Below are 5,895 nucleotides of genomic sequence, written 5' to 3' on the forward strand. Positions count from 1 at the left end.
CATTAGCGGGACTGGGCGGCGACCCCGCTCACGACGGTTTCGGCTCAGTGCGAATCCGCGCCGAAGTCGCCGGCACGCATGACATTACCCCCTGGTTCAACGACCATTCGCACTACTACAACATGGGCAGCGAGGCGCTGCACAATATGACTGAAATCGCTGTCGGCCACGGAAACAACCTCGCAGGAGAAGGAATGCTGGCACCCCACCGAGCCGAAGAACGAATCTCCACCCCGACCCAAGTACGTACCCCGTTCGGGACCATTCCACTACCGAATGTCGAGATCACCACACCCGCCACTGTCGACCCCGAATGGGACCGGCCGGGAGATTCTGTCACCAACGACCATGAGTTCAAGTAATGGCCCTCGGCAATGGCTGGTGCTGCTTATTGCCGCGGCGCTCGCCGCAGCCGCCTTTGTACTGGGAGGATGTTCGCCGATGTTTCCGTTCGCGCATGACCCCGATCACCCCGAGTATCCGCTTAGCGACGACCAGGCTAAGGCACAAGTGATCGAGCCGGCCAGGCAGATCGTCAAAATGGCTGACTTGCAAGATGTTTCAGGTGGCTTTGGCTGGGAGTCCTGCAACGATCAGGGCGACCCGCCTTACCGCGGCCGAGTAGGCGTGTCGTTCGGCGTACCCGCAGGGTTCGACCAGCAGGTCTATTTCCAGCAAATCGCCGCAAAGATGATGGCCCATGGTTGGTCGCCCGGTGCGCCGTCGGGCCAGCACCTGTTCGGCACAACGATCCACAAAGACGGCGTCACGGCAATCATCGGAATAAACCCCGGATGGCGCGAAGGTGGGGCTATCGACCTATTCGGCGAGTGCCGCAACATGAACAACCACCGTACTGACAATAACGCGGTCAGCATCAAAGACCAGCTGAATGCGCGATAAAACCTGTGCCCGCAACGGTTTTGCCGCATCGACAACCCACCAACGAAAGCATGAGCTTAAACGATGGATTCCGGCGGTGGCGAGTACGCCTGGCAAGCTTTCCGACGAGCAGACTAAGCCCCTGGGGAATTACGTGACGGACGACATTCATATGCGTTATACGGCTCACGTAAGCTATTGACATGCAGTGCTCGCGCCTCCCAGGATGCCGGTACACCATCTACCATGATCGCCAGATGCTTCCCATCCACATTCCCAATCCGGTCGAGTTGCCTACCGTAAAACTTGGCCAATTGATCTGCGTCGGCAAAAGCGATCTTTTGTACCAACTCTGTGTGGCTACTGACATAGATCGGTACGCAACACCCCTTGATCTCTGTACGCCTAAGAGCTGGACAGTGAGGTCTACCGCTCCTCAATTTGGGAAAATAATGGCTTTCCTTGTGGCTCGGAAATCGAGTCCTTTATTACGGAGGGCGGAATATCTACATAGTGTGATAACTCAACCAGCCGGTCAACCTGTCCAATTGCGAGCACAGTCCCGGATTCATCTAATAGCGCATCACGTTCGCGATCAGAGAAAAATTCCTTGCCCAACATATACCCTTGTTGAAGTTCGTCAATGGAGGACGGCTTGCGAACCCCGCCTAAACCTTTTTGCTTTCGGATCGAATTGCCAAAGCGACCGTAAAGGTATTTTTCAAGCATCACCAGTGTCAGCGTGCAGATATGAAAGCTCTCTGGTCCCATACGATTAGACGATGTCATCACATAGTAGCCATCGACAAAGCTCACAAAGTATCGGACTTCGCCGCCCTTATTCCAAATAATGGTACGACCATCGTCCGTCCGCGACCCTTGGATCGTGTCCAATCCTGCTGATCGAATCCAGTTATTTAAATCGGCCGACAAATCAACGGTAGTTGTCATTACCCCAATACTCCTTGAACAGCTAGCTCTTCCTCTGTTCGCACGGCCAGGACAAAAATTTGGAGAATGCAACAGTTTTAACCGGCGATATTAAGACCCTCGGCGAGTGCAGCATCAAGCTCGTCATATGACATGGTTAGCACTCGACTGGTCGGTTCGTCCGAACTAGAGAGGTGCGCGTAGGAGCTGGGCATGGCAGTTACCGAATACTTGTGCATAAACCGCTCTACCACATCCCGCGAAACCCCGTTATAGGTAGCAATAAATTCCACGACCTGTTTGTCCGCAACGCTCTTTTGTAATGCAGCGCTTATGCCGGATCGCTGCCACTGACGATATACCGGTTCGAGTTTACATTCCAAGCGTAGCATATCACCGACCAATGTAAGTACATGCTTTCCCGCGTCCTCGAGGCGTGAGAAAACCGCCTCTACAGCTATATGGGGTGAGCTTCTTCTCTCAGTAGTCGCGCTCAAGACAAGATATCCAAATTGCGAGGGCCTGATCACCTCCGCCGTCCAATCTGAATGAGGGTAGCCGTTACGAAACCACAGGCTCCCATCCATCAATTCCGGCGCATTTCGCGACGGTTCTTTGCCGATCGCTGAAACCCAACGATGTCGCCAGGTCTCGTAGCGCTCGGCGACTTCGTGGAAGCCGGCATCCCCCGAGTGACTTCCTCCATCGACACCAACGTACATCTGCAATCCCTACCGCGTAAACCGCCATCACACCAGCCCTGACCGCCTAAACTGCCTCACGAACGGTCACGCGATCGAACGAACTCTTATACCACGTCTCCGGGCTTGGCCAACCTGCCCCCGCCCTGCGCCGTTCAAGCGGGTGGGTCAGCCGGTGGCTCCACTGGTTGACTGGCTAGATCGCTGATCATTGCATAGCAGATGTAGTCGCATTTGGCGAACTCAAGTTGTGCATCGTGACCGACAGTGTTGTCGATGACGTATGCCAGCCGCACAGGAAATTCCTGCATTCCGGCGTGTAGCTGAGTCCCCTCGATAAGGCTGGCGACGATGACGGCATAGACCCACACAAACGGACCACTGTCGTCCCTGGCAAGGAATTCGGGCTGGCATCGCGCCCAGTCAAACCCGTCTATCGGGTGGTAATTGATTCGCTGCTCAAGGCCAGCAAGAAAGTAGTCGGGACGATCCGGTCCTGGGATCCGCCGCCACAGCTCCGCCGTAATGGGCAGTTGGCGTTGCAGCTCCTCGACCGCTGTAAAGACTCCTCCGCCGAACTGGTCGTAGTCGATACTGTTGACAATGAAACGCGCCACGCATACTCCGGAATCTCCTGTGCAACAGAATTACATCGAGCAGCGCCCACAGGGGGCATCGTCTGGTGCGGTCCAGTCAGGTCCCAGCGTACAAGCGCGACTCACCAGCGTGCGTCCGGCCACAACCACCGACACGGATCCTTCAGCGGGATTCCGCCGCAAGTTGCGATGTGACGCTCTCCGGAAAGTCTTCAAGAAGTAGAGCGTCTAATTCATCGTAGGAAAGAGGCAAGATGTGGCTATACGGCATATCGCCGAGCGACATGATGCAATATGCATCTGGGTCGCTCCGAAGGACATATTTGACCACCCGATCACTTTCGATCCGGGCGTCAACCCGCGGATCAGGGCCCGCATCGTGCCATTTCCAACTCAGCGGATCCATCCAGCATGAAATCATTAATGAAGTCGCTGTCTTATAGATGATAAATTTGCCGGCATCTTGGATGCGGGAAAATCTTCCTTCCGAAGATTCGACGGGAGTTTGAAGTCTTTCAGTGGTCGCATGCAGTACGCGATAATCGTCATCAGGGGTCCTCTCAAGCACGTAGGCCGACCAATCAGGATGAGGGTAGCCACGACGGAAGTAAAGGCGCCCACCTTCGCTATCCGGTATATCAGGTGGCGCCTTTCCGGAATAGCTAAAGATACGACGCCACTTCTCGTATCGGTCGAGTAATTCGATAACACCGGGCTTGTCATCTATGTCTGGCACAGCCGTTCCTTTACAGTGCAGTTGAACCGCGCTTCGTAAAACATAATTTTGACTCATTCCTGTCTAATTGGTTTCAGCATTCGGGCGTCAATGAGGTCTTCGACCGATACAACGACGTCGGAATTTCGGTCTATGACTACCCACTGCTCCGCTCCACCCGGTTGCCCGAACGCGTATTTGGCGGGACCATGAAGTACCACCCAGCCCTTGCCCTTAGGGACGGGAAAACCGGTACCTTCGAATACGTGATATTGCGCTGCTAGCCCAGGCGGGGTAGCTCGTTCGCCCAGCGGCGCGCCCTGCGGTGAGAGGTAGCCGCCAGCGTTCGACCCCAATCGGTCAAGGCGTAGGTCAGCGGGAAAGCGGTCGGCTTTCAGGGGTTTCCCCGCAAATCCATTGTTGGGGGCTTGCGCATCCCAATCCCACCATTTTTCTCCGTTAGGGCCGTCTATAGTGAATTCCCGCTCAAATTCCACCAGAGTGCGACCAGCTAAGGGGTCGTAGCCATCAAGTACAGTCGGCGGAACTTTTCCGTCAGCTAACCGCTTGAGTTCGGCTCCAGTGGCCTCAAGAACGCGCAGCGCGTCTCCGGTCGGCAATGAATAGTCGATCCCTGGAACCTTGACGGCAGGTGCGTTTGGCACCTGAACGCCATCTTCCACGTGGCTCTGCATATCAGGGGTGCCATGCTCGTCAACGGCGCTCCCTTGGTGGCCGGGCATCGCCCCGGTCTCAAAGTTCGGGTCGTTGGCCCCGCCCTTGGCAATCCCAGCTCCGTCACCAGACGTGTGCGTGCCACTACCGCGATTCAGTGATGGGTGCGGCTGCGCGCCCGTTGAAACGCCGCCATTTGAGTTGCGCTGCAGCACAGTGCCCGGTTCCGGCAATTCTGTTGGGCTAGTCGGCGGTTCGAATCGCGGGGCCGTTGCCTGCGGTGCCGGGGATGCGGGTGCAGTAACCGCGGGTGCTGGTTTGACGGACGTTGCCTCTGGTGCCACCGAGGCGGACACCGTTTCAGGCGGGCGCGAAGTGGTCGACGGCATTTGGTCGCCCGCCGCAGCGGGTGCGGGAGACGGACTCGACGCCGCAGGCGTGGCCGGGACTCGTGAGTCAACCGGCCCCGAGGTCACGGATCTCGTTGGGGCAGTGGGCGACTCGGCTGTGGTCGTGCTCGGTGTGGTGGATTCCGTGGGTTGCGTGGCCTCAACCGGTGCCCGCGGGGGCTCTCCCGTCGGCAAGGCCGAGGGTTCGCCGCTGGGCTTCGGATCAGCCTTGGGCACATCCCCCCCGAGGTCCTCCAGCTCAGTCGTCAGCGCCTCACCGGAGTGGGTGATATCACCCAACCGCCCGCCACCACCCGGCGCTCCGACACCCTTACCGCCACTGCCTTCTTCCTCGGCGACGCCTTCCTCCACAGCACGCCCGCCCGCGCCGAAACGCCTGACCTCGCCAACCCCAAGCGCCAAGATCCCAACATCAAAGACGTTCTCCCCCAACCCCAGCCCAGGCCGATCCCGACTCCAATCGTCGAAATGCAGCAAGCCCTTCCAGGTCTGCGCCGCACCGTCGGGATCCACCAGGGCATAAACCGGAAGCGAACGCACCGCCGTCACATCCAGCCCCTCCCAAGCAGCCGCCGCACCCTCGGGATCGGTCAGAAAATGCCGCGGGCTGAGCTGATCCATACCATGCACCGTCGAGAACGCCGCCTGGTAGACACCCTCCGTGACGTTGCTGAAGAAATCGAAAACCGTCGCCAGCGGATTGCCAACCTCGGTGCCCAGAAAATGCGTCAACTCACCGCGCACATAGCGCTGCATCCCGCGCACCAAACCATCAGCGATCCCCATTCCACGCTGCATCGCCCGCTCCTTGGCCTGCGCTTCACGACCCAAGTTGTGCAGCACCGCCTTGATGTCCTCAGCGATCTCTTTGACCTCTTGCAGCGCATCGCCGTCAAAGACCGACACCACCTCGTGCCACAACCCTGACGCCGACCCCAACCGGTGCAGCAGGTCTCGAATGGCGTTTTGCGCGTGGGCCACCTCGT

6 protein-coding genes and 1 pseudogene are annotated in these 5,895 nt (G+C 57.7%); 2 read left to right on the forward strand and 5 right to left on the reverse strand.

Annotation, left to right across the window (positions count from 1 at the left end; genetic code table 11):
* Positions 1 to 362, forward strand: a pseudogene (locus B4U45_RS02010) (putative alpha/beta hydrolase); the annotation flags it as partial.
* A complete protein-coding gene (locus B4U45_RS02015; protein ID WP_241780118.1) occupies positions 349 to 903 on the forward strand; it encodes a hypothetical protein in 555 nt (184 codons plus the stop codon). The pseudogene B4U45_RS02010 and the gene B4U45_RS02015, both read left to right, overlap by 14 nt.
* Positions 904 to 1,308: 405 nt before the next feature.
* Here B4U45_RS02015 and B4U45_RS02020 read toward each other — a convergent pair whose 3' ends face one another.
* From B4U45_RS02020 to B4U45_RS02040, 5 genes are all read right to left on the reverse strand, one after another.
* Entirely contained in the window at positions 1,309 to 1,833 is a 525-nt protein-coding gene (locus tag B4U45_RS02020) for an Imm61 family immunity protein (RefSeq protein ID WP_082275182.1), read from the reverse strand.
* Positions 1,834 to 1,910: 77 nt separating this feature from the next.
* Positions 1,911 to 2,534, reverse strand: coding sequence for a hypothetical protein (locus B4U45_RS02025; protein WP_131808236.1), 624 nt, complete (start codon positions 2,532 to 2,534; stop codon positions 1,911 to 1,913).
* A 134-nt stretch (positions 2,535 to 2,668) separates the two neighbouring features.
* Positions 2,669 to 3,130, reverse strand: a complete 462-nt coding sequence (locus B4U45_RS02030) for a hypothetical protein (protein ID WP_075545194.1) — start codon at positions 3,128 to 3,130, stop codon at positions 2,669 to 2,671.
* A 142-nt stretch (positions 3,131 to 3,272) separates the two neighbouring features.
* On the reverse strand, positions 3,273 to 3,845 hold the full coding sequence (locus B4U45_RS02035) for a hypothetical protein (protein WP_131808237.1): 573 nt from the start codon (positions 3,843 to 3,845) through the stop codon (positions 3,273 to 3,275).
* A 53-nt stretch (positions 3,846 to 3,898) separates the two neighbouring features.
* Positions 3,899 to 5,895: TNT domain-containing protein (locus tag B4U45_RS02040; protein ID WP_219859298.1), on the reverse strand; the 1,997-nt coding region annotated here is incomplete at its 5' end.

The sequence above is a fragment of the Mycobacterium persicum genome (assembly GCF_002086915.1).
Lineage (GTDB): Bacteria > Actinomycetota > Actinomycetes > Mycobacteriales > Mycobacteriaceae > Mycobacterium > Mycobacterium persicum.